At 70.2% G+C, this 22,797-nt stretch carries 20 protein-coding genes and 1 pseudogene; 11 read left to right on the top strand and 10 right to left on the bottom strand.

Annotation, left to right across the window (positions count from 1 at the left end; genetic code table 11):
- Window positions 1-282: 282 nt before the first annotated feature.
- Both AB0L75_RS09015 and rodA read left to right on the top strand, forming a co-directional pair.
- A pseudogene (locus AB0L75_RS09015) lies at window positions 283-587 on the top strand (HD domain-containing protein); the annotation flags it as partial.
- A gap of 471 nt (window positions 588-1,058) precedes the next feature.
- Window positions 1,059-2,258: a rod shape-determining protein RodA gene (rodA, locus tag AB0L75_RS09010; RefSeq protein WP_365177421.1), complete on the top strand. Its 1,200-nt coding sequence runs from the start codon at window positions 1,059-1,061 to the stop codon at window positions 2,256-2,258.
- A gap of 68 nt (window positions 2,259-2,326) precedes the next feature.
- Here the strand turns inward: rodA and AB0L75_RS09005 are convergent, their stop codons facing one another.
- The 4 genes from AB0L75_RS09005 to AB0L75_RS08990 form a co-directional block, all read right to left on the bottom strand.
- Window positions 2,327-3,004: a lytic transglycosylase domain-containing protein gene (locus tag AB0L75_RS09005; protein WP_365177418.1), complete on the bottom strand. Its 678-nt coding sequence runs from the start codon at window positions 3,002-3,004 to the stop codon at window positions 2,327-2,329.
- Between the two features lie 70 nt (window positions 3,005-3,074).
- Window positions 3,075-5,687, bottom strand: a complete 2,613-nt coding sequence (gene mgtA / locus AB0L75_RS09000) for a magnesium-translocating P-type ATPase (protein WP_365178056.1) — start codon at window positions 5,685-5,687, stop codon at window positions 3,075-3,077.
- Between the two features lie 67 nt (window positions 5,688-5,754).
- Window positions 5,755-6,117: a metalloregulator ArsR/SmtB family transcription factor gene (locus AB0L75_RS08995; RefSeq protein WP_365177416.1), complete on the bottom strand. Its 363-nt coding sequence runs from the start codon at window positions 6,115-6,117 to the stop codon at window positions 5,755-5,757.
- 100 nt (window positions 6,118-6,217) lie between these two features.
- On the bottom strand, window positions 6,218-7,309 hold the full coding sequence (locus AB0L75_RS08990) for a TerD family protein (RefSeq protein ID WP_365177413.1): 1,092 nt from the start codon (window positions 7,307-7,309) through the stop codon (window positions 6,218-6,220).
- 235 nt (window positions 7,310-7,544) lie between these two features.
- Between AB0L75_RS08990 and AB0L75_RS08985 the strand changes: the two genes are divergently transcribed.
- A complete protein-coding gene (locus AB0L75_RS08985) occupies window positions 7,545-7,811 on the top strand; it encodes a GlsB/YeaQ/YmgE family stress response membrane protein (RefSeq protein WP_365177409.1) in 267 nt (88 codons plus the stop codon).
- A gap of 50 nt (window positions 7,812-7,861) precedes the next feature.
- On the opposite strand, the gene AB0L75_RS08980 is transcribed toward AB0L75_RS08985, so the two are convergent.
- On the bottom strand, window positions 7,862-8,647 hold the full coding sequence (locus tag AB0L75_RS08980) for a hypothetical protein (protein WP_365177406.1): 786 nt from the start codon (window positions 8,645-8,647) through the stop codon (window positions 7,862-7,864).
- 197 nt (window positions 8,648-8,844) lie between these two features.
- Between AB0L75_RS08980 and AB0L75_RS08975 the strand changes: the two genes are divergently transcribed.
- Window positions 8,845-9,279 carry a Sec-independent protein translocase subunit TatB gene (locus tag AB0L75_RS08975; protein ID WP_365177403.1) on the top strand — a complete coding sequence of 145 codons (435 nt, stop codon included), beginning with the start codon at window positions 8,845-8,847 and terminating at the stop codon, window positions 9,277-9,279.
- Window positions 9,280-9,342: 63 nt separating this feature from the next.
- Here the strand turns inward: AB0L75_RS08975 and AB0L75_RS08970 are convergent, their stop codons facing one another.
- Entirely contained in the window at window positions 9,343-9,639 is a 297-nt protein-coding gene (locus tag AB0L75_RS08970; RefSeq protein WP_365177400.1) for a twin-arginine translocase TatA/TatE family subunit, read from the bottom strand.
- A gap of 294 nt (window positions 9,640-9,933) precedes the next feature.
- Between AB0L75_RS08970 and AB0L75_RS08965 the strand changes: the two genes are divergently transcribed.
- Window positions 9,934-11,571: an LCP family protein gene (locus tag AB0L75_RS08965; RefSeq protein ID WP_365177397.1), complete on the top strand. Its 1,638-nt coding sequence runs from the start codon at window positions 9,934-9,936 to the stop codon at window positions 11,569-11,571.
- Window positions 11,572-11,599: 28 nt separating this feature from the next.
- Here AB0L75_RS08965 and AB0L75_RS08960 read toward each other — a convergent pair whose 3' ends face one another.
- Window positions 11,600-12,547, bottom strand: a complete 948-nt coding sequence (locus AB0L75_RS08960) for a heavy metal transporter (RefSeq protein WP_365177395.1) — start codon at window positions 12,545-12,547, stop codon at window positions 11,600-11,602.
- 122 nt (window positions 12,548-12,669) lie between these two features.
- Between AB0L75_RS08960 and AB0L75_RS08955 the strand changes: the two genes are divergently transcribed.
- Window positions 12,670-14,097, top strand: coding sequence for an FtsW/RodA/SpoVE family cell cycle protein (locus AB0L75_RS08955; RefSeq protein ID WP_365177392.1), 1,428 nt, complete (start codon window positions 12,670-12,672; stop codon window positions 14,095-14,097).
- A gap of 196 nt (window positions 14,098-14,293) precedes the next feature.
- Here the strand turns inward: AB0L75_RS08955 and AB0L75_RS08950 are convergent, their stop codons facing one another.
- Window positions 14,294-15,568, bottom strand: coding sequence for a hypothetical protein (locus AB0L75_RS08950; RefSeq protein WP_365177389.1), 1,275 nt, complete (start codon window positions 15,566-15,568; stop codon window positions 14,294-14,296).
- A 276-nt stretch (window positions 15,569-15,844) separates the two neighbouring features.
- On the opposite strand from AB0L75_RS08950, the gene AB0L75_RS08945 reads away from it, so the two are divergent.
- From AB0L75_RS08945 to AB0L75_RS08935, 3 genes are read left to right on the top strand one after another with little or no spacing between them, the layout of a single operon-like run.
- Entirely contained in the window at window positions 15,845-17,209 is a 1,365-nt protein-coding gene (locus AB0L75_RS08945; RefSeq protein ID WP_365177387.1) for an MBL fold metallo-hydrolase, read from the top strand.
- Between the two features lie 60 nt (window positions 17,210-17,269).
- Entirely contained in the window at window positions 17,270-17,644 is a 375-nt protein-coding gene (locus tag AB0L75_RS08940) for a rhodanese-like domain-containing protein (RefSeq protein WP_365177384.1), read from the top strand.
- The gene (locus AB0L75_RS08935; protein ID WP_365177381.1) at window positions 17,641-18,387 is read left to right on the top strand and encodes a sulfite exporter TauE/SafE family protein; all 747 of its coding nucleotides are present in this window, start codon (window positions 17,641-17,643) and stop codon (window positions 18,385-18,387) included. Before AB0L75_RS08940 ends, AB0L75_RS08935 begins: the two co-directional genes overlap by 4 nt.
- A 10-nt stretch (window positions 18,388-18,397) precedes the next feature.
- Here AB0L75_RS08935 and AB0L75_RS08930 read toward each other — a convergent pair whose 3' ends face one another.
- Entirely contained in the window at window positions 18,398-18,685 is a 288-nt protein-coding gene (locus AB0L75_RS08930; RefSeq protein ID WP_365177378.1) for a metal-sensitive transcriptional regulator, read from the bottom strand.
- A 91-nt stretch (window positions 18,686-18,776) separates the two neighbouring features.
- Between AB0L75_RS08930 and AB0L75_RS08925 the strand changes: the two genes are divergently transcribed.
- The gene (locus AB0L75_RS08925) at window positions 18,777-19,364 is read left to right on the top strand and encodes a rhodanese-like domain-containing protein (RefSeq protein WP_365177375.1); all 588 of its coding nucleotides are present in this window, start codon (window positions 18,777-18,779) and stop codon (window positions 19,362-19,364) included.
- Window positions 19,365-19,487: 123 nt separating this feature from the next.
- Here AB0L75_RS08925 and AB0L75_RS08920 read toward each other — a convergent pair whose 3' ends face one another.
- Entirely contained in the window at window positions 19,488-21,983 is a 2,496-nt protein-coding gene (locus AB0L75_RS08920) for a peptidoglycan recognition protein (RefSeq protein WP_365177373.1), read from the bottom strand.
- 465 nt (window positions 21,984-22,448) lie between these two features.
- Here AB0L75_RS08920 and AB0L75_RS08915 point away from each other — a divergent pair, with 465 nt between their 5' ends.
- The gene (locus AB0L75_RS08915) at window positions 22,449-22,763 is read left to right on the top strand and encodes a hypothetical protein (protein ID WP_365177370.1); all 315 of its coding nucleotides are present in this window, start codon (window positions 22,449-22,451) and stop codon (window positions 22,761-22,763) included.
- The last annotated feature ends 34 nt before the right edge of the window (window positions 22,764-22,797 follow it).

The raw sequence follows: 22,797 nt of genomic DNA, 5'->3' as shown, positions 1-22,797 counted from the left end.
GGCCAGGCGCCGGTGGGCTCTTCGTGCTCGGCGAGCGGGAGGCGCCCGAGGAGATCGAGGGGCTGGCCGGCGATGCGGCCGCTGCTGCGATGGACCGGGCACGGCAGGAGAGCCACCGGCCGCGCGGCTGACCTGAGCCGAGGAAAACGCAGGGGGCCGCCCCACCGCATCAGCGCGGTGGGGCGGCCCCTTCGGTTGCGGCTCCCCGGCACGGATCAGGCACGGATCCGGCACGCATCACGCGGCATCGTCCTCCAGGGCCGCTACCGCCTCGGTGGCCTCGCGGACCAGGTCGCGGGCGTGTCCGAGGCGCTGGCCACCGCGGTGCGCGAGCTCGTCGCGGAGTACGAGGCGAAGGAAGTCCCCGGAGGCCGTCTGTGCCCGGGACGCAGACAAGCTGGAGTGCGTGATCCAAGGCATCGCGTACAAGGCGCAGGGCTACGAAGACGCGCAGCGCAGCGCTGCGCTGGATCGGCAACAGCCGTCGCCGACTTACGGCGAAGTCGGCCGACGATCTCGCCGACGGGGTGCTTGCGACCGGTTCTCTGGGCTGGCTGCGCGCAGCCCTTGGGGAGACGCAGGGCTGACCTCGTGCGGCGGCTACCGGTACTCAGCCCTCGGCCGCCCCTGTCAGGTCGCTTCGCCATGGTCACGTGGTACTCGTCGAAGCCAGTCGAGGCGGTCCGCTCGGCCCCGGCAGGTCGCCCAAGCCCTCACCGGGCCAGCCGGTCACGAGTCTTTGCGCCGCTTCGAACCTCTGGTTCCGCGGCTTCAGTTCTGGTCTCGGTTGACGTGATCGTACGCGGACAGCAGCCCACCCGCGGATGCTCGTACCGCACCGGCCGACGAGGCACTTGGCCACGAACACCACTACTGTGTCGCGAGCACGGGCGCAGTTGCCGCATTGCGCAACTATGCAGCTAATATCTCGGCAGGCGCTCTTCCGGTCTCTGAAAATTGGACGGGCGGTGCCGAGGGCTCAAGTCCCCCCCCCGGCGACCTGGCAACCGAACCACCCACAGGCGACCACAGCGGCAGGGAAGCCGGAGGATGCCGACATGACCAGCGTGAAGAGCTTCTCCGTCTCGGGGTACGGCCCCGAGCGGTCCAGGTGGACGCGGCTCTACGCCCGCGACTCGCTGGTTCGCCGTCTGGACTGGCCGATACTGCTGGCGGCCGTGGCCCTGTCATGCATCGGCTCTCTCCTGGTCTACTCCGCCACCCGCAATCGCACTCAGATCAACCAGGGCGATCCGCACTACTTCCTCATCCGGCATCTGATGAACCTCGGCATAGGGCTCGCCCTGATGACCGGCACGATCTGGCTGGGCCACCGGGCCCTGCGCAACGCCGTGCCGGTCCTCTACGGTGTCTCCGTCCTCGGCGTGCTGCTGGTACTCACGCCTCTGGGTGCCACCATCAACGGCAACCGCAACTGGATCGTGCTGGGCGGCGGATTCTCGCTCCAGCCCTCGGAGTTCGTGAAGGTCTCGATCGTCCTGGGCATGGCGATGCTGCTGTCGGCCCAGGTCGACGCGGGTGACCGGACGTACCCCGACAACCGCACCGTGATCCAGGCGCTGGGCCTGGCCGCCGTACCGATCATGGTCGTGATGATGATGCCCGACCTCGGCTCGACCATGGTCATGACCGTCACGATCCTCGGTGTCCTGCTCGCCTCGGGCGCGTCCAACCGGTGGATCTTCGGGCTGCTCTCCGTCGGCGTCGGTGGCGCGATCGCCATCTGGCAGTTTCATCTGCTGGACCAGTACCAGATCAACCGCTTCGCCGCCTTCGCCGATCCGACTCTGGATCCGTCAGGCGTGGGCTACAACACCAACCAGGCCCGGATCGCCATCGGCTCCGGCGGACTGACCGGGCAGGGACTCTTCCACGGCGCGCAGACCACCGGGCAGTTCGTACCGGAACAGCAGACCGACTTCGTCTTCACGGTCGCCGGGGAGGAGCTGGGCTTCGCCGGCGGCATCCTGATCATCGCCCTGATCGGGGTCATCCTGTGGCGGGCCTGCCGGATCGCGCGCGAGTCGACCGAGCTGTACAGCACGATCGTCGCCGCCGGGATCGTCGCCTGGTTCGCCTTCCAGTCGTTCGAGAACATCGGCATGGCCCTCGGCATCATGCCGGTGGCGGGCATCCCGCTGCCGTTCGTCTCCTACGGGGGCTCGTCCATGTTCGCGGTGTGGGTGGCCGTGGGGCTCCTGCAGTCGATCAAGGTCCAGCGTCCTGCGTCGGCCTAGAAGACGGCGGGCAAGCAGTTTATTGCGCGAGTCCGCATGTTAGTGCGCAAGTCCGCAAGCCAGGTGCATCAGGATGCCTCTGCAGCCCTTCCCGCCTTGGCCCAGCTCGCATGCAGCCGTTCAAGGTACGAGCGGGCCTGGCTGTCCGGGGTCGCACCGCGGGCGAAGGCGAGCATGTTGCCCACGCCGGTGTTGTACCCGAGGGCCAGCAGGTCGCTCTGCGTGTAGTGGGCGGTCCAGTGGGCAGGCAGTTGTTCCGTCAGGTCGTGCAGATACCAGGCTTCGGCTTCAACGGCGAGGTCCCGGTCGTCCGGCAGCTGCTCCCAACGGCGGTCGGCGAAGTCCCGGCCCTTCTTGACCTCGTCGAAGGTGGCGCGGTGCATGTTGGCGATGCCGAAGGCCGCATCCGGCTTGTACTTCTGCCATGCGCGCTCGAAGGACGCGTCATGTGGTTTGTACGCCTCGTTGTAGAGGATCGCCATCACCAACTGGGCGCTCACGCCGGTCTGACGAGCCCGGGTACGGACCGAGGCGGCGTAGTCGGCGGGGTCGTACGACGAGGTCGTAGGCAACGCGGATGGGGCGGTGGGGCCGGCCGACGGGGTCGATGGCGAGGCGGACGCCTTCCCGTGGGGCGGCGGATCTCCCTGCGAGGTGTCGGCCGCGCGCACGATGACGTACACGACCAGGCCGAAGACCAGCACGGGCAGCCACCGTCGGCGCTTCGGGGCCCGGGACTCCGTCATATCGCGCCTCTCTCCTACCCCGCCTTCGGCCGACAACCTTGTACAGCAGGAAGACTAAGACGGGCGTGAGTCAGCCACCGGGCATCGGTGATCGCCTGGGTCGGTCCGCCGGAGCGGAACCGCTGCCGCCACGACGCCCGAGGCGTGCCCTGGCCGCCAGAAGACCTGCGGCGTAGAGGATCAGAACAGCGGTGAGCAGCACGTAGTACACGGCAGACAGAGCCGTCAGGCCGAGCATCGGCCCCAGCGGTGAGGGGGGAAGCACCACGCCGATGACGGCCAGCGTCAGCGCGGCCCAGGCGACCGGACCCGGCCTGCGGAATTCAGCCGTACGGCGGCCGACGCGAAGTAGCACCATGACCAGGGCCTGGGTGACCAGGTTCTCGGTGAACCACCCGGAGTGGAACACCGCCTCCTCGCCCCCCGTTCCCGGCCCGTGCGCCGCGAGCGCGAGGACACCGAAAGTGGCCAGGTCGGCGGCGGCGTTGAGCACGCCGAAGCCGGTGATGAAGCGCAGCAGCTCCCGTGGGTCCAGCACGGCCGGCCGGCGCAGCGCGGCAGGGTCGGGACGATCGTGGGCGAAAGCGAGCTGAGCGGCGTCGAAGCACATGTTCTGCAGCAGGACCTGGGCCGGGAGCATCGGCAGGAAGGGCAGCAGCAGTCCGGCGGAGAGCATCGCGAGGACGTTGCCCAGGTTGGACGACAGCGTGATGCGCAGATAGGTGACGATGTTGCCGCCCGCATGCCGACCAGCGGCGACGGCGTGCGCGATCGCGGTGAGGTCCTTCTCCGCCAGCACCACGTCCGCGCCTTCCCGGGCCACATCGGCAGCATCCCGGGGAGCGATGCCGACATCGGCGGCGCGCAACGCGGGCAGGTCGTTGACCCCGTCGCCGAGGAAGCCCACGGTGTGCCCGGCGGTGCGCAGGGCCTCGGTGATCCGGGCCTTGTGCTCCGGAGTGCAGCGCGCGAAGACGGTCGTACGGGCGGCAACCTCGGTGAGTTCGGCGTCCGTGAGGAGGTCGATGCCGTCGGCGGTGAGCACTGCGTCATCGGTCAGCGCGATGCCCAGATCGAGGCAGGCGCGGACCGCCGTTCCCGGATGGTCGCCCGTGAGGACCTTGACGGTGACACCTCGGTCGGTGAGGACCTTCAAGGCGTCGGCGGCGGTGGGCGCGAGCGCGTCCCGCAGGGTGATCAGGCCCCGGAAGGCCAGGCCGCGCGCATCGGTCAGCGTGTAGTCGCGCCGGCGGGAGGTGCGCTCCACGGTGGCGACCGCCAGAACGCGCAACCCCCCTTCGGCCTGCCGCGCGGCGAGAGAGCGCAGCCGGTCCCGTTCCCCGTCCGCGAGGGCACAGCGATCCAATACGGCCTCGACATCTCCCTTGACGACCAGGGTGTACATGCCGAGCCGGCCAGGAGTGCGCACGACCGCCACGGCGAGCCTGCGGTCCGGGGCGAAGGGCACGGCCGCGACACCGTCGTACGCCGTGAGCGCGTCCTCGTCGGCCGCGTCCAGGATCGCCTCGTCGAGGGCGTCAGGTTCCGGCAGGTCGGCGAGTTGGAGGGTCCACCACGCGTTGACGGCGGCCCAGTGCAGGACCTCGGGGTCGTCCTGGCCGTCCGGTCCGAGGGCGCGATCGGTGACGGGACGGTCCTGGGTGAGGGTGCCGGTCTTGTCCAGGCACAGCACGTCGACGGCACCGACGTCGTGCAGGGCCGGCAGACGCTTGACGATCACTCCGTGTGTGCGGGCCAGCAGCGAGGCTCCACGGGCCAGGCAGAGGGTGACGAGGACGGGCAGCATCTCCGGGGTCAGACCTACCGCGACCGCCACGGCGAACGGCAGCGTCTCCAGGCCGCGATCGCGCAGCGCCGCGTTCGACATCAACACCAGCGGCGGGGTGATCAGCATGAACCGGATCAGGATCCAGGAGATGCCGTGGACGGAACGGTCGAAGGCGCTGGCCTCCGGCCGGACGGCCCTACGCTCGTGCGCCGCGGCGAACCGGGTGTGCGCGCCGGTCGCGGTGATGACCGCCGTGGCACTGCCGGACGCCACGCTGCTGCCCTGGAAACAGAGCTGCGGCTGCTCGAACAGCCCGCCGCCGACCGCACAAGTCAGGTCGTCAGCCGATTTGGCGACGGGTGCGGATTCCCCGGTCAGCGCCGCCTGGTGCACCCTCAGGCCGCTCGCCCGCAGCAGTCGTACGTCCGCCGGGACCAGGTCGCCCGGCCCCAGCCGGATCACGTCGCCCGGGACCAGCTCGGCCACGGGCAGCTCGCGGGTCGCCGCTGCGGCCTCCTCGTCGGCCCGACGGAGCACGGTGGCGGTCGTGGCGACCAGTTCACGCAGCGCGGCCGTGGACCGGTCGGCCCGGTGCTCCCCGGAGGCCCGCAGGACACAGCTCACCACGACGAGCAGCAGGATCACCGAGGCGGTGCTCCAGGCGAAGACGGCCGCCGAAACCAGGCCGAGGCAGGCCAGCACCGCGGTGAACGGGTCCCGCAGGCTTCTCAGGAACAGTCGTGGCCAGGAGGCTTCCCGCCAGGCCGGGCCGATGTTCTCCCCCAGCCGGGCCAGCCGTTCCTCGGCCTGCGCCTCGGTCAGGCCGCGTGGCCCGCTGTCCAGCCCGCGAAACGTCTCCAGCACGGTCGGCGTGGACAGTACCGGCGGGGCCACCTCGTCGGAAGCGAATGCGGCCGACGGGCCAGGCGGCTCGGCGTCCTGCCCCGGTGCCGCGGTGGTCTCAGCCACCGGTCCCGCGCAGCTCGCGCACCGGCGCGAGGGCGTACTGCGACCGTGCCGTCAGCTGTCCGACCATCACCCGCACCAGGGTGACGACGTCCGGATCGTCGACGTAGTAGACCTGACGTCGGCCCTCACGACGGGAATTCACGAGCCCGGCGAGCTTCAGCTTGGTCAGATGCTGGCTGACGGCGGGCAGCGCTCCGCCGACCCGGTCGGCGAGATGCGTGACGTCGCTCTCGCCCTGCGACAGAGCCCACATCAGATGCAGACGGGCTGCGGAGGCGAGCAGTCCGAACGCGGCAGCCGCCTGGGCGAGAACCTCGGCGGACGGATCCTCGTAACCACCGACGTTCTCCGTCACAGCCCTCTCCCGTCCAGCCCACTGCGCTGCCGACACCCATGCGCCCACCCAGTGTAGGCGGCTGCATGCCGGGCGTCCCCGCACCGAGGCGCGCAGCGGTTCAGTCCTCGTAGTAATTGTTGACCACCACGTCCGGCTCATCGTCGTCGAACGCCTCGTTCAGCAGCGCGCCGCCGATGAGACCGGCCGCGCCGGCGCCGATGAGCGCGCCCGCACCGAACCGGCGGCCACCACCCTGCTGCTGGTGGTCGTGGTGGTCCTGGTACGGCTGTCCGTGCCCCTGCTGCGGATACCCCTGCGGCGCCGTCGCCTGCGGATACCCCTGCTGAGGGGGCGTGTAGAAGGGCGGCGCCGTGGTCCGCATCCGCTGTGCACAGCCGTCGCACGCCTGCACCGGCCGGGCCACGCCCCACTGCGGGGACCAGGTCACCGTCGTCATGCCCGGACCGTGGTCGGGGTCGAAGAAACACGTCACGGAAGGACTCCCTGCGGGCTGCGGTGATCCTGCGTGCGCCGGGGTGGGCGGGGAGACGACGGTCGGCGGCGGTGCTGTGGACGTCGACGGAGCGTACGTCCGCGTGCTCACCGGCGGCGGGGTGGCCGGGGCCGGGTCGGCCGGGGCCGTCTCGCGCAGGACATCCACCCCGTAGTCGGTCGCGATCCCGGCCAGCCCGGAGGCATAGCCCTGACCGACCGCACGGAACTTCCACTCCGCGCCGTACCGGTACAGCTCGCCGAAGACCAGCGCCGTCTCGCTCGACAGGCCACCGCCGGCGAGGTCGTACCGGGCCAGTTCGGTGCCGCTGTCCTGGTCGAGGACGCGGATGTGCGCCCGGGACACCTGCCCGAAGGTCTGTCTGCGGGAAGCCGCCTCGTAGAGAGACACCGGGAAGGCGATCTTCTCGACCTGCGCGGGGACCCGCATGAGGTCGACATGGATCTGCTGGCGGTCCGCGCCGGCGGGGCTGCCACTGCCGGAGTGACGGACCGAACCGTCCGGGCTGGTCAGGTTGTTGAAGAAGACGAAGTGCTCGTCGGACAACACCTTCCCCGACTGGTCGCACAACAGCGCGCTGGCGTCCAGTTCGTAGCCGGTGTTCGCCTGCCGGCCCAGCCCGACCGTCACCGCGGTCAGGCCGGGGGCCTGCTTGTTGAGCGACACGTTGCCGCCCTTGGTCAGGGACATACTCATGCACGTCCTCCGCAGCTGCTTCCGCTTCCCGTCGTCATCAACGTGAACCCAAGCCTTCCAGTTCCCGACTTGCGCAATGTTATGAACGAGTGACAGCACTTCAACGGCTCATCATCAATCGCACACAGGCGCTGGTGGCTTCCCGCAGCCCTCCATAGGCTTGCGCAAACAAGCAATCCGAAGCACCGGCGTCCGGCGGACCCCGCCCGACCCGATCCGACTGGAGGACAACGAAGTGGGCATCATCGGCTGGATCATCCTCGGCCTGTTCGCCGGCGGGATCGCCAAGATCCTGCTGCCCGGCCGCGACCCGGGCGGCCTGATCGGCACCACTCTCATCGGTATCGCAGGCGCCTTCCTCGGCGGCTGGCTCTCCGCCCGCTTCCTCCACCGCTCGGTGGAGAAGCACTTCTTCGACCTCTACACCTGGGGCGCGGCGATCGCCGGCTCCCTGGTGCTCCTCATCGGCTACCGCATCCTCTTCGGCAACTCCCGCGACTGACCCGAGCGCCGAGCGGGCCGGGAACGGGCTGCTGACCAGCCCTGCCGGGATTACTGCAGGACCCCGACCGCGCGCGAGATGATCAGCGCCAGGGTCAGCAGTGAGATCGTGGATTGCATGGCCATCAGCAGCTTCGCCCAGCGGGACAGCGGCATGGTGTCGGTGGGGCTGAAGGCCGTGGCGTTGGTGAGGGCGACGTAGAGGTAGTCCATGTACTGCGGTTCCCAGTCGTCGGGCGCGATGCCCTCCTGCTGCATCTGGGGGAAGAGGAAGTCCGGGTGCTGGTGCGCGCCCAGGGCGCGGGCCGCCGGACCGCCTCGGTCCCACTCCCAGTACCAGAGGCTGAAGGCGATGACGTTGGTCAGCCAGATGCCGCCGCCGGCGGTCAGGAGCGCCGCGGCATTGGAGCCCTCGGTGCCGTGCAGCAGGTCGCGGACCAGGATGACGGCCGACCAGCCGTTGGCGAGGCTGACCGCACCGGCCAGCAGCAGGCCCAGCACGCGCAGCAGGCGGGACCTGTACTCGATCCGCCGGTGCGGATGGGCCACCCACAGCGCCGCCATCATGACCAGCTCCAGGGCGGGAAGCAGCCAGTGCGGGTGGATACTGAGCCGTGCCGGCAGCGCCCACTGCACCCAGACGGCGACCAGCAGCGCCGCCATCACAGCCCAGCGCTGCTCGCCCCGGGTGTGCCGCTGCCACGCGGGACGCTCGGACGCGGTTGCCTGATCGGCCGGGACGAGCAGGCCCTCGATCCGTTCCAGGCGGATGTGCAGCAGCTCGGTCCAGTGCTCGGGGCCGGGGCGCTGCGGAGGCGGAGTGTCATGGGCGGTCATGGGCCTCATTCTCGCCAGATGATTGCAGCATTACGCAAGTCAGCAACTGTTTTCCCTCGGATGTCGATGCCGGCGTCAGCCCGCGATGCCGCGCAGGCAGCGCCCCGCCATGGTTCCGATGATTGCGCAACCTCTAAAGTTTTCCGGGACTGGCCCCGCACGGGGCGGGCCGACCGACGCGAAGGTGAGGGCGCGGGATGTTCCCCAACATCAGCCTCTTGGATCTCCTGACGCTGGCAATCCTCGTGGTTGTGCTCTTCGGCCCGGACAAGCTGCCCGAGGCCATCCAGAACGTCGTCGGGTTCCTGCGCAAGGTGCGGGAGTTCTCGGAGAGCGCCAAACACGAGGTCCGCTCCGAACTGGGGCCTCAGTTCAAGGACTTCGAGTTCGAGGACCTGCACCCCAAGACGTTCATCCGCAAGCACGTGCTCGATGGCGACGACCTCGGGATCGACGAGATCCGCAGCGCGCTGGACCCGAGGGACGCGCTTTCGGAAGTCGCCGACGCAGTGCACGGTGCAGCGAACGGAAGCCAGAGCGCGACGCCGGCGACCGGGAGCCGGACACCACTGCCGAAGGACACGGCGGCAGAACCGGACACGCACGCGGTGTTCGACCCTGACGCCACCTGAGCAGCGGCTGCAAGCCCCCCGAGTGGCGCGCACTACCACCGCGGCAATTCGACCACGCGAGACTCAGCGCGCCCTGCGCCCCTTGGTGACCGGACGGACCGTGGCGGTGCCACTCGGAACGGCCGCCCGAAGGACGCGGCCAGCGCTCTCCGTGGAGGCGGGCGTCGTCATACTCTCGATCGAGGCGCCGACGGACCGTGCCCCGCCCTCGCCCTTCGCGGATCTGGCCTTGCCCTGGAGAATGCGCATCAACCTGCCCGGCCCGTGGGCCGTGCCGGGCAGCTCCTTGGGACCGAAGAGAAGAATGACGACGATCGCTACGATCAGCAGCTGCCAGGGTTCCAGCCCGTTACCGAGCACCCGACTCCCCCCTCCTCTTCACCGAGCAGCTTCTGTAATTGCCATATTGCGCAACTGTACAACCGTGGGGTGAGGCTACGCCGACCACCAGCACGCCCTCGCCGTCTCCATCCCCCCTCTCATGGGACCAGTCACCTGTGAATCGCTCCAGGCGGGCGAGTAGTGGCGCACATGTTTGCTAGATTGCGCAATCACGCAATCGAGGTGCCGCCCCACTTCGCCCGACGGACCGGCCGCAGACCGCTGCCGAACACCCGAGGGCCTGCTGGGCCCGACCGTTCGTGGGAGTGGGAGATGAGTGACCTGAGGGACGGTTCCGCCGGCCGGGCGGCGGTACGGGCAGCCTCCCGCCCCTCCGGCCGTGGGAACTCACGCCGCCGTGTCCGGCCGGTGCGCCGGGGCAGGCGGGCACTGCGGATCGCCGGGACATGCCTGTCCTTCCTGATCCTGGTGACGGCCGGCGTCGGCTGGTGGTTCTACGAGCACCTGAACGGCAACATCAACAGCATCGCGCTCGACGGGAAGGGTGGTAGCGAGAAGGCCGATGCCTTCGGCCGCACACCGATCAACATCCTGGTGATGGGCTCGGACGCCCGCACCAGCGCCGCCGACTGCAAGCTGGGCGGCGGCTGCGCGAAGACCGGCGTGCAGACCGGCAACGGCAACGCGGACGTGGAGATGGTCGTCCACATAGCCGCCGACCGCTCCAACGCCACCGTGATGAGCATCCCCCGCGACACCATGACCAACGTCCCGGCCTGCACCGATCCCACGTCGAAGCAGTCCACCGCCGGCTACTACGGACAGATCAACAGCGCCCTCTCGTACGGCCCGGCCTGCCAGGTGGCCACCATCCACCAGCTCACCGGCGTCCCGATCGACCACTTCGTCAAGCTCGACTTCTCCGGCGTGGTCAGCATGTCCGACGCGGTCGGCGGCGTGGACGTGTGCGTCAGTGACAACGTCTACGACACCTACTCGCACCTGAAGCTGTCCAAGGGCACCCATACCCTCAAGGGCGTCGCGGCCCTGGAATTCGTCCGCTCCCGGCACGGCTTCGGTGACGGCAGCGACCTCGGTCGTACCGTCTCGCAGCACATGTTCCTCGGCGCGATGATCCGCAAGTTCAAGAGTGCCGGCACTCTGACCGACCCCACGAAGGTCTACGACCTCGCCGACGCGGCCACCAAGGCGCTCACCGTCGACGACGGCCTCGGCAGTGTCGCCAAGCTGGTGGGTCTCGCCTCCGACCTGGACAAGGTCCCCTCCAAGCGGATCACCTTCACCACCATGCAGACCGCCCCCGACCCCAGCAACAGCGAACGCGTCGTACCGGGCGCCGGAGCGAAGTCACTGTTCGCGGCCATCGCCAACGATCAGTCGCTGACCACCGGTTCGGGCGAGAAGTCCGCAGTGGCCTCCGCCACCGCCCAGGCCGTCGCCCCCTCCCGGATCGCCGTGACCATCGAGAACGGCACCACCGTCGGCGGCCGCGCCTCCGAGCTGGCCGTCGCCCTGACAGACAAGGGCTTCAGCCAGGGCACCACCACAGCCAACGCCCCCGCCACCGCGGCCACCACCACCCTCACCTACGGCACCGGGCAGAAACCCGAAGCCCAGGCGGTGGCCGACGCCCTCGGCCTGCCCTCCTCACACCTCAAACAGGGCGGCGGTAGCGGTCTGACCCTGGTCATCGGCGCTGACTGGCCCGGCGGCACCAGCTACCCCCGCAACAGCAGCAGCGCCGGGACCTCGTCACCCGCCCCCGCCGACACCCACGCCGCGGTCTCCAACGCCCACGCCCAGACGGCCGACCAGTCCAAGAGCTGCGCCCAGGTCAGCCCCTACAGGACCGTCTCCCTCAACGGCGTCAGCATGACCCCCGCCCAGGCATACGCCGCCGCCCGCAACCAGCCCGACTCCGACTCCTGAACCGGTCGTCGCCGCTGGTGTCCACGTCCTAGCTCATTCTCACCGCCACCGTCGCGGACGCCGCCGACGGGGGCGAGATGCGCGTCCAGCCATGGTCCGACGCTCCACTGCTCCACCGGCGGTTGTCGAACGTGACCGACGTGGCGTGCAGCGCGCCGGCGTGACAGACCAGCCACAGGGCGAGGGACCAACCTGTGGCCGTCCCGGAGACCGGGTAGCTGACGCTGTCGCCGGCCGCGGGGACGGTGGCGGGTACTCTGCCGAACTCCCGCCGGACCGCTGCGGCGACACTGCCGCCGTCGCCGCCCTCACGGAGGACACCCGCCGTACCACTGCCCCGACCCGCCCCGGCGTCGTCGGTGCCGCTTCCTCCGTCGGCCCGGACGGTATGTGCATCGCTCCTGCCCTCGCCGCTCACCGTGCAGGTCAGTGCGGGCCCGTCCTGTCCCGTCAGCACGTCGGCCAGCGTCGCCGCCGTGGCCTCATGTGATGCGTAGGCCTCCGGGTAACCACTGTGCTGGACATTCTGCGCGGCAACAGTGACCGGCAGGTCGACATAGTCCGGCACCTTGACCAGTGCGTCGTAGAACTTGCCCGCCGCGTAGACGGGGTCGCGGATCTGGGCGGGGCTTCCCCAGCCCTGGGACGGGCGCTGTTGGAACAGGCCGAGGGAATCCCGGTCCCCGTTCGCGAGATTGCGGAGTTTGGACTCCTGGATCGCGGTCGCCAGGGCGATGGTGACGGCCCGCTCCGGCAGACCGCGTGCGTGGGCCACCGCCGCGATGGTCGCGGCATGGGATGCCTGGTCCAGATCGAGCGTGACGGTCGTACCGTCCGTACCGCGCGCCGTGCATTCGTCGGACGTCGCCGAACGGATGAACCTCACGGCGAGATAGCCCACGAGCGCGAGGACCACGCCCACCCCGATCACCACCGGCCACCGCCTGCGGCGCCCCCACCTGCGTGCTGCCGCCACGCCGACCCTCCTCTTACCCACCCTCAGCTACAGTTCAGTTGCGTTATTGCGCAACCATATAACCTTGCTGTCTGTGGCCGGAGCGGGATCCCGGCGGTAGACCCGACCGAAGGGGGAGGCACATGACTGGTCGGCGGGGACCGGCGAAGCTGGCAGTGCTGCCAGGCCGGTCAGGACGCCTGAGCGACCGGAACCTGGAGCTGGTCCTGCTGCTCGGCGCCATCATCATCTGCTGCTACGGATATGCCGAGACGGGCCTCGCCGTCAGCGGGCAGCTGCCGCCGAGTATGGCACTGACGTGCCTCGCCGCAGCCGTATTGCCCGCGGTGTGCCATCTCGCCGTCCGCCGGTTCGCGCCGCACGCCGATCCGTTGATCCTGCCGCTGGCCACCCTGCTCAGCGGTCTGGGGCTGGTCCTGATCCACCGTCTCGACATCGCCTACGCGGCGCACTACCACCACTCGGCGACTGCGGCACCGGGGCAGTTGATGTGGTGCGGCATCGCGGTGGCGGTGTTCGCCGGGGCAGTGGTGCTGCTCAAGGACCACCGCAGGCTTCAGCGCTATCCGTACGTCACGATCACCGTGGGACTGGTCCTGTTGATGGCGCCGGCGTTCTATCCCGGCGATGTCTACGGCGCCAAGCGGTGGATCTTCATCGGTCCGCTGTCCTTCCAGCCCGGCGAGTTCGTGAAGATCGTCATCGTCGTGTTCTTCGCCGGGTATCTGACGATGCGCCGGGACGCCCTCGCGCTCGCCGGACGGCGTCTGATGGGCATGTATCTGCCGCGCGGGCGGCAGCTCGGCCCGGTCGCGGCCGTATGGATACTCAGCCTGCTCGTGCTGATCTTCGAGCGGGACCTCGGCACCTCGCTGATCTTCTTCGGCCTGTTCGTGATCATGCTGTACGTCGCCACCGAGCGGACCAGCTGGGTGGTGTTCGGCGTCGTCATGTTCGCCGTCGGCGCCTTCATCGTCGGTTCCTTCGAACCGCACGTCCATGGCCGTGTCGTCGCCTGGCTGCACCCGATGGACATCTTCCTCCCACCCGACAAGCGCCCGCCGGGGCTGGTCTCGGACCAGGCCGCCCAGGCCCTGTTCAGCTTCGGCTCGGGTGGCATCCTCGGTAGCGGCCTCGGCGAGGGCCACCCGGAACTCATCGGCTTCGCCGGGCGCAGCGACTTCATCCTCACCACGGTCGGCGAGGAACTCGGCCTGGTCGGCGTGACGCTCGTCATCCTGCTCTACGCACTGCTCGCCGAGCGCGGCCTGCGCACGGCCCTGACCGTCACCGATCCGTTCGGCAAGCTGCTCGCCGGCGGCTTGGCCTCGGCGCTCGTCCTCCAGGTCTTCGTCGTCGTAGGCGGGGTCACCGGGCTCATCCCGCTCACCGGCAAGGCCCTGCCGTTCCTCGCCCAGGGCGGCTCGTCCATGGTCGCCAACTGGCTGCTGGTCGCCGTTCTGATCAAGGTCAGCGACACGGCCCGGCGGCCCCCGCCGGTCCCGGCCGCCGACGTCAGCGCGGCCGACACCCAGCTCGTACGGCCGTAAGACCGCGTCCTCTCTCGGGGAGTCCGGCGCCGCTGCCCCACTCACACCGGCGGTGGCGAGTTCCTAGGTGCCGTCGTCGACGGCGTGGACGAGTTCGGCGTCGGACCGGCCCTGATCGCGCACCGCCGCCGCGCCTGAGTGAATACGGCCCGCCGTTCAAGGCCGGCGGCTGCGATTCCCGTGCCGATCAGGTCCGTCAGCGCAGGTCCGTGAGGAGGGTGTTGAGTTCGGCTTCCTGTTGTGACGGCGGCATCGGCGGGTTCGGGTGGTCGATGCCGAAGGTCTTCAGGACGCGGTCCATCTGGGCGTCGATGAACGTCCAGCCGGTGTTGTCCAGCGGCTGCAACGAGGCCTGGTCGGTGTCCCAGAGATCACGCAGGGACTGGGCGGCGGCGTGGGCCCCGGTCGCGTTCCCCGAGCGTGCGTCCCTGAGCGAGGTCGATGCGAGTGCCTTCAGCGCGTCGACCTTCGCGGGAGGGAACTTCTTCACGGCCTGGCCAGGGGCGAGTTGAACGGTGGAGGTGGCGTCGGTCTCCGGCGCCGGGCCGACGTGCGGCTGGCTGTGAGCCCAGACCAGCAGGCCCCCGGTGGCAACGGCGAGGAGGCCGAAGCCCGCCAGTCCGATGCGCTCCCTGCGCGGGTCGGCGGTGTTCTGCGGGGCGTGCGCCGCCTCGTAGGTCTCGGTCACGTCGGAGCGCGTCACCGTCAGGTAGATGACAGTCGCCAGGATCAGGCCGAGGAAGATCAGGCTGGTGGTGAAGGTGCCCAGCGCAAGACCGGTCGGGTCGCCCGGGTTCTCGGCGACCTTCGGGGAGGCGAGCCAGTCGCCGATGTTGGCCCCGAGCGGGCGGGTCAGGATGTAGGCGAGCCAGAAGGACAGCACCGGGTTCGCGCCGAACTTCCACAGCAGCGTGATCGCCGCGATGAGGCCGAGCGGCAGCAGGACCGAGGCTCCCGGGCTCCAGCCGGTCAGCTCCAGGGTCCAGTCGCCGGTCGCGGTGCCGAGCGCGAAGGTGACGAGAACGGTGAGCCAGTAGAACGACTCACGCGACAGCTTCGTGACCGAGTGGATCGAAAGGGTGCGCTCGCGCAGCCACCACACGCCGAAGACCACGGCGAGCAGGGCCGAGAACACCGCGGAGCTGATCCACAGCGGCACGTTGAGCTGGTCGGTCAGGATGTCGGTGTACAGCGTGCCCGTGACACTGACAACGACCACGGTCAGCCAGTACGGGAACGGGACGTACCGCTTCAGCCGCAGCTGGACGCCCAGGACCACCACGAACACCCCGGTGAAGATCCAGGCCGTGTTCACCAGGCCGACGCCCAGCTTCATGTTGATCCAGTCGGCGAAACTCTCACCGACGGTCGTGCAGAGGATCTTGATCACCCAGAACCAGACGGTGACCTCGGGAACCTTGTTGAGCAGGAGTCTCCCGGTGCGCGTGCGGGCCTCGCTTGTCGTTGTCATGCGACGAGGTTGGCTCGACAAACCTGTACACAACCTGACTGCGTAGTCGCCTGCTGCGGCCTGGCTTGCGGCGACTCAGGCCACAGATGCCTCTGCCTTCTCCGGTTCATCCTGACCGCCGCCGCGGATCACCCGCCTCACGCGTCCCGCACGAGCGGCATGGCGCCATAGCCATGCACACGCAGGCACACCCTCCTCGGAATACCCCCGGGGGTATTCGTGTTACTGTCGAACGTATACCCCCGGGGGTAAATCTTTCACTGGAGGGAGCATCACGTGTTCTTCGTCGACACCCTTGAGATCGCCGGTCTCGGCAACCGCAGCTACCTGGCCGGCGGTGAGCGGACGGCGGTGGCGGTCGATCCGCCGCGTGACATCGAGCAGGTGATCGCGGCGGCGGCGCGGCGCGGGGTGCGGATCGCCCACGTGGTCGAGACGCACGTCCACAACGACTACGTCACCGGCGGCCTTGAGCTGGCCCGGGTCACGGGCGCCGCCTATCTCGTTCCGGCCGGGGCCGACGTCTCCTACGAGCGCGTACCCGTGCACGACGGTGACCGCTGGGAGATCGAGGCCACCGCCGGACTGGTCCTGCGGGCGCTGACCACCCCTGGCCATACCCCCCACCACACCTCCTACGTCCTGGAGGAGGACGGCACGGCGGTCGCGGCGTTCACCGGGGGTTCGCTGCTGATCGGCACCGTCGGCCGGCCGGACCTGGTCGAACCGCGGCTGACCGAGCACCTCGCCCGCGCCCAGCACGCCTCCGCGCACCGGCTGGCCGCCGAGCTGCCCGACGAGACGGCGGTGCTGCCCACCCATGGCTTCGGCAGCTTCTGCTCCTCGTCCCAGGCGGCGGGAGAGTCCACCACGATCGGCAAGGAGAAGGCGGCCAACGAGGCGCTCGCCCAGGATGTGGACACCTTCGTCGCTAGCCTGCTGGCCGGGCTGGACGACATCCCCGCCTACTACACCCACATGGGTCCGGCCAACGCCGCCGGGCCCGCTCCGGTCGACCTCACCCCGCCCGCCGTCGCCGACGCCGAGGAGATCGCCGACCGGCTGTCCGCCGGCGAGTGGGTGGTCGACCTGCGCAACCGCATCGCCTTCGCCGAGGGCCATGTCGCGGGGACCTTCAACTTCGAGGCCGAAGGACAGCTCGCCACCTACCTCGCCTGGCTGATCCCGTGGGGCAAGCCGGTGACCCTGCTGGCCGAGTCACCCGAGCAACTCGCCGCCGCCCAGCGCGAGCTGGTCCGCGTCGGTATCGATCGCCCGGCCGCCGCGGCCACCGGAGAGCCGGCCGGGTGGACGCGTGAGGGGCTGCCCCTCGCCTCCTTCCGGCGGGCCACCTTCGCCGACCTCGCAGGGCAGTCCCGGCACGACGTCGTCGTCCTGGACGTTCGCCGGGCCTCGGAACGGGCGACCGGCTTCGTCGAGGGCTCTGTCCACATCCCCGTCCATGCCCTGCGTCACCGTCTCGACGAGATTCCCGCAGGTCAGGTCTGGGTGCACTGCGCGGGCGGTATGCGCGCCGCCATCGCCGCGTCCCTGCTGGACGCGGCCGGCCGGGAGGTGGTGGCCGTGGACGACTCCTTCGACTCGGCCGAGAAGGCCGGGCTCACCGTCAGCACCCTCTGACCAGGGCCCGGGAACCGAGGACGCACAGGAGTGAGAACCACGATGAGCCTCATTCGAAGCATGCGAAGCAGCGGAAGCGTCCCGGGGCGGGTGACGGTGCAGGAAGCTGCGGTCCGCACCGGGCACGCCGCCACCGGGGGCGGTGACGCCCTGCTGCTCGATATACGCGAACCCTACGAGTGGCAGGCCGGGCACGCGCCCGGCGCCGTCCACCTGCCCCTCACGGCGCTCGCCGCCGGTGCCGGGCTGCCCGCCGGGGCACAGGCCCGGCCCGTCGTCGTGATCTGCCGTTCGGGCAACCGCTCGCAGCAGGCGGCCGAGTTGCTGCACGCCAGAGGCGCGGAGGCCGTCGATGTGATCGGCGGCATGCGGGACTGGGCCGCTGCCGGACTGCCGGTGGTGGACGCGCACGGCAGGGACGGGACCGTCGCATGAGTGCCGTGATGGTCGCCCTGATCGCCGGAGCCGTCATCGGTCTGGCTCTCGGCGCGCTCGGGGGAGGCGGCAGCGTCCTGGCCGTCCCCGCCCTGATCTACCTGCTCGGATTCACTCCGGTCGCGGCCACCACCGCCAGCCTGGTCATCGTCACCGTCACCTCCGCCACCGCGCTGGCCGCGCACGCCCGCGACGGCCACGTCCGCTGGGGTACGGGGCTGCTGTTCGCGGCGGCGGGGGTCGGTCCGGCGATGCTGGGCGGAGCGCTCGCCGGGCGTCTGCCGGCAGCCGCGCTGGCCGTCGCCTTCGCCGTGGTCGCGGCCGTTGCCGCGATCCGCATGCTGCGGCCCCGTCCGGCGCCGCGGACCGCCGTGCCGGTACGGCCCGTCCGGGCGGCGGCCGCCGGTGCCGGGCTCGGCGCGGTCACCGGCGTCCTTGGTGTCGGCGGCGGCTTCCTCGCCGTACCAGCACTGGTCAACGTCCTCGGCATGCGGATGCGGGCGGCGGTGGGCACCAGCCTGCTGGTCATCACCGTCAACTCGCTCGCCGCGCTGGCCATGCGCGCCGGAACGGCGAGCGGCCTCGACTGGGCTGTCATAGGGCCGTTCGCCGGGGCGGCGATCCTGGGCGCGTGGGACGGCAAGCGCCTGGCGGCGAAGCTGCCCGGGCACACCCTTCAGCGGGTGTTCGCCCTCGTCCTGCTGGCGGTGGCCGGGTTCATGCTGGTGGACGCGGTGGCGTGAACGGCCGTCCTCACGCCAGTGACAGGAACAGCTTCTCCATCCGCGCGCGCATCGCCTCCGCGTCCTCGCCGTTCCTCCTGCCCGACTCGATGTCCGCCACGCACTGCTGCAGCCCGGTGGCGATGATCGCGAAACCCGCCCGGTCCAGCGCCCGTGAGGCCGCGGCCAGCTGCGTGACGACGTCCTCGCAGTCCCGCCCCTCCTCGATCATCCGGATCACCCCGGAGATCTGCCCCTGCGCCCGGCGCAGCCGATTCAGCACGGCCTTCAGGGACGTGCCCTCAAGCTCCAGCTCCACGATCACTCCTCTGCATATACCCCTAGGGGTACTGTACGTCCCGGTTCGGGACGGCGGCGACCATCACGTACGACGAAGGATCACAGCTGTCATGACCAGCCCCGTCACCCCCACCACGCTCGGCACCGACCAGGCCCGCGAGCGACTGCACGAACTCACCGTCATCGACGTCCGCACCCCCGGCGAATACGCCTCCGGCCACCTGCCCGGCGCCCTCAACATCCCCCTGGACCGGATCCGCCGCGCACTGCCAGAGATCCGGCACGCGGCCCGACGCGGCGACGTCCTCGTGGTGTGCGCCTCCGGCGCCCGCTCGGAGAACGCCTGCAAGGCCCTGGCCGAACAGGGCATACCGACCGCCACCCTCGCGGGCGGCACCACCGGCTGGGCCGCGCAGGGGCATGACCTGCACCGGCCCGCGGCCTGCGACACCCGGGCCCGCTGGAGCATGGAACGGCAGGTCCGCTTCACCGCGGGCACGCTGGTGCTGCTGGGCCTGCTCCTCGGCCTGCTCGTGCACCCGGCTCTCCAGCTGCTGTCGGCCGGCATCGCGGGCGGTCTCGTCTTCTCCGCCCTCACCGACACCTGCGGCATGGCGGTCATGCTCGGCAAGCTGCCGCACAACCGCCCCCGCGCGGCCGACTTCGACGCCACGCTCGGCGCGCTGCGCGGGCGCTGAGCCCGAGCGGCCCGGTCCGACCCCGGAAGACCACCACGGCCGAGGCAAGCGGCATACGGCGGAGCCCTCCGTCCGCGGACTTCTCGCGGGCAGAGGGCTCCTGGGTGAGGTGCGGCCGACCGGTCAGCCGATGGTCGCGATGCCGTCGGTGGTGACGGCCGGGCGGCCCGAGGTGCCGACCACGACGACCTTCAGGGTGTGCTTGCCGGAGCCGGACCAGGTCTTGGTCCAGATCGCCTGGCGGTAGAGGGTGGTGGAGGATTTCAGGTCCACCGTGGTGACCTTCGTACCGTCGACGTAGATGTACGCCTGGCCCGAGGTCGAGGCCCGCGAGACGATCCAGGCCACCGAGCGCCCGGTGAAGGTCCAGCTGATGGAGGCCCCGGCGGACGAGGAGCTGTAGGAGTAGCCGCCCAGGTAGCTGGTGCCGCTGCGGTGGCTCCAGGTGCCGGTCCGGGTGGTGGAGGTCTCCTGGATGATGTTCGGCGTCCGGTAGACGGAGGCGCCACCGGTGTTGCCGGCCACGTCGTACGCCTTCAGGGCGAACAGGTCCGACGAGCCGGGCTTGGCGCCGGCCGGCCAGGAGGTCGCCGTCGGGCCGAAGGTGGCCGAGGACGGCGAGGTCGCCATGACCTTGGCGAGCGCCGCGTTGTCGGCGGCCTTCCAGGTCACCGTGACCGGGACCACGGTGGAGTTCACCGTGCCGGTGCGCAGCTGTACGCCGGGAGCGGTCGGGAAGGTGGGCGCGGTCGTGTCGCCGACCAGGGTGACCGGGCCGGACAGCGTGGTCGACCCGCTGACATGGGTGGCGCGGACCTGGACGGTGTGGCTGCCGGAGGCGACCGAGATCGAGGCGGAGCGGGCGGATCCGGAGGCCTGCGCCACGGCCTTGCCGTCGACCAGGACATCGAAGCCGGAGATCACCGCGGACGGCGTGGCGGTCGTCCAGCTCACCGTGGCCGCGCCCTTGGTGTAGTAGCTCGTCCCGGACTTGGCCGCCCCGCCGGACATCCCGGTCACGGAGACCGCGCCGACCGGGCCGGCCGCGTAGGAGCGGATCGTGCTCAGGGCGTTGTAGAGCTGATTGCCGGGGCAGTCGGTGGCGAAGCCGTTACGGTGCCCGGAGACCACGTTGAAGCTGTAGCTGTTGCCCAGGGTGAAGCCGTAGCTGTCGGAGGCGCCCTCGGGCAGCGACGCGGTACCGGTGCCGGGGTTCACGCCGGTCATGCCGAACTTCCAGGCCGCGAGGCGGGCGATGGAGCCGAGCATCGCCTGGCTCGGTGCGGCCCCGGGGAAGGTGCTGGCCGTGGAGTCGCCGCCGCTGAGGTCGGTGTACGTGCCGATGGCGGCCACGCCCATGCTGTTGGTGTTGAACCCGTAGGTCTGGGCGCCCACGACCGGCAGCTCCATCCCGCCGAAGCGGCCCTCGAAGACGGTGCCGCACTTGTCGACGAGGAAGTTGTAACCGAGGTCGCGCCAGCCCTGGTTGAGGTGCTCGGCGTAGATGCCGCGCACGATCGCCGGGGAGTCGGCGCACGAGTAGTCGTTGGTGGTGTCCGTGTGGTGGACGAACATCACCTTCACCCCCGAGCCGTACGTCGGGTAACCCGACTCCCGCGCGCACTCGTCCGCGCCCCAGCCCGCCCGGGTGACCACGGTGGGCGGCGCCACCGTCGAGGCGGTCCCGGCCGGCATCGGGTCCGGCGGGGTCGGCGACGACGACGCGGAGGGGCTGCTGGAGGAGGCCGCACAGGACGGATACGCCTCCGACAGCGACGGAAGCTGGCTCGGCCAGGACGTCGGGGACGCGCTGGGCGAAGTGGAGGGGGAGGCGGAGGGGGAGGCGGAGACGGAGACGGACGTCCCGGTGGACGGCGCGACGGATGCCGAGTCCGTGGCCGTGGGGGTGTCCGTGGGGGTGGGGGTGTCCGTCGGCGGGGCGGAGTCCGTCGGGATCGGGGTGCCCGAAGTGTCGCTTCCCGCCGGGGCCGTCGCGCTGTCCGTCGGCGTCGCGGTGTCGGTGGCCGTCGCGTCCATGGCGTATCCCGCCAGGCCCATGCCGGAGTCCCGCGTCCCGCCGGCGGTGGGCTTGCCCGGGTCGACCAGGTCCACCCGCAGCCCGCCGGGCAGCACGGTCGCCTTGCCAGCGCCGGTCGCGCGGACCTGGATTCCGTTCGACGGCCCGGACCACATCGGCGACATGCCGCCGCGCACCCCGGGACGGTCCAGCTCGGCGGCGTCGGGGAGGTCGTCCGGCTGCTGCATCCTCAGCCACGGTGTCCAGTGCCCGTCGGCGGCGGAACGGGTCCGCACCTCCACCGTGCCGCGCAGCTTGGCGTGCGCGCCGTTCCAGGTGACACCCACCATGCTGAACGGAGCGGTGGACCGGGCCCCCAGCGTCTTGAGCGACGCACTGGCCCCGGTCAAGGACAGCGAGTGGACATGCGTCTTGACCGGTCCCTGCGCGGCCGACGCCCCGGCACGGCCTCCCGATCCGGCCATCGCGACGGTCGCCACAGCCACGCCGCCGCCGGCGACGACCGCCCCCAGCGCCAGCCACGTGCGTATTTTCAGACCGGCTCGACGACGACCGCGCCGAACTCCGTGTTCAGTTCTCATGCCCCACCCTGAAACCCCGTTGCCGTTGTCATCGTTGTCATCACAGCCATTGACAGGGCACAGCTGTCACAGGAGTGCCCTGGAATACCAGCGCATCCGGACGTTCAAGCGTCACAAGTCCCGGACCAGGGCAGGGGCGGGCCGCGACGTCGCGAGGCGAACTCGGCAGCGCCGCACGGGAGTTTCGCCGGCGCCCCTCGTTCAGCGCCGAATGGCCCAGGCCGCCGCACGCTCGCGGCGCGGCCACACGGGTGGTTCTGCGCGGAGTGCCTACGTCCGCGTTCGGCGCCCGGATTCCTTGATCGCAAAAGGGACTTGGGGTGTTCTACCGGGCATATGCCCGCACTTACTGATCGGACGATCCGGCGTGCCGACGAGCAGATATCGGACATTTGCGAATTAACCTCTCGTCACCTTATGACGTGGCGGAACGCGTACGCGTCCGCTTCAACGCTCGGAGAAGACATGCGCAAGACTCGCAAGAACGCTGTCGTGGCCATCCTCCTCGGCACCGTCGGCTTCCTCGGTGCCGGCACCGCCTACGCCCACGGAGGGCACGGGCACGGTCACGAGCGCAAGGGTCGAGAGACCAAGACGATCGTCATGAACCAGAGCACCACATGCTCCACGGAGGATGAGAACACCGACGTACAGGGCGAGTCAGGGTTCGAGAACGGCATGCAGGGCAACAAGTCCCACGGCAAGGGCTCACCCGGCACGCAGAGCACCAACGTCGGCTCGACCCTGGGATGCGACAACACCATCGTCCTCGGCAAGTAGCTCACAGGGGTCCCGGCGCCGAGCCACACGCCCG

This window comes from Streptomyces sp. NPDC052101, from assembly GCF_040680235.1.
In the GTDB taxonomy this organism is placed as follows: domain Bacteria; phylum Actinomycetota; class Actinomycetes; order Streptomycetales; family Streptomycetaceae; genus Streptomyces.
This window is presented reverse-complemented; position numbering and strand designations above follow the sequence as displayed.